Annotated in this window: 1 protein-coding gene; it reads right to left on the minus strand. The window is 36.0% G+C overall.

Going from position 1 to position 455, the window contains the following annotated elements:
* The coding region (locus ORL93_RS30985) for a hypothetical protein (protein ID WP_265960350.1) at positions 1–328 on the minus strand (328 nt) is incomplete at its 3' end.
* Positions 329–455: the final 127 nt, after the last annotated feature.

Raw genomic sequence — 455 nt, forward strand, 5'->3', positions numbered from 1 at the left:
GATATGAAAATAGTCCATAGCCCTTTGGTGACAGTATTTTGTTGGCCTCCTTGATCTTTTCAGGTAAAAATTCATAATTAAATGCTTCTAATTTCTCGAGTTCTTCTTGTGTTGCTAATTCAATTTGGTGGGCAAATTCGTAATCAAGAATAAAATTGACAATTTCTTGGTATTGCTCACCTTTATAGTCAACGTATAAAAACTGTTTCGTCGTCAATCCATATTTTAATAGGTCTTCATGTAAGTCATAACTTCCTTGCTCCTTCAAAAACGTTTCCAAATCCTTGCTATCAGGAAATATAATCTGCGCTATCCCTTGATTGGGCATATTAGCTTCCTCCCTTTTATTGAAATAATTCTCCATGCTTGTTAGGAATATATTCCGGGTAGTTTTTACGATAAAATTCATCGATCATCTGAAGCACGGGGTCCCATTCAGGGTATGGCTCACGTTC

It is taken from the genome of Bacillus sp. DHT2 (assembly GCF_026241455.1).
GTDB classification, from domain to species: Bacteria; Bacillota; Bacilli; order Bacillales; family Bacillaceae_G; genus Bacillus_A; species Bacillus_A pseudomycoides.